Here is a 223-nt window from a genome sequence, read left to right on the forward strand (position 1 = left end):
AAAAGCGCTGTTCGGATTGGCAAATCCCGTACCCGTCGAGCTAGCGGTGCTGAATTCACCAAAACCATCGCAGTACCAGTTCTATACCGGCGATATGGAGCAAAGGCCCTGGAACTCGGGGAACCGGAAAACGCACCGTTTGGACAATGAGCGCCAAGCCTTTGATGCCCGGGCTTCACGGCTACGCGGGCGTAAAGTTTATATGACTCATCGAGATATCCTC

At 53.8% G+C, this 223-nt stretch carries 1 protein-coding gene; it reads left to right on the forward strand.

All coding sequences use genetic code 11. From position 1 onward, the window contains the following. On the forward strand, positions 1–223 hold a 223-nt coding region (locus tag Q4E95_RS12650; RefSeq protein WP_303383640.1), incomplete at both ends, for a hypothetical protein.

Source organism: Kocuria sp. (assembly GCF_030536815.1).
Lineage (GTDB): Bacteria > Actinomycetota > Actinomycetes > Actinomycetales > Micrococcaceae > Kocuria > Kocuria gwangalliensis.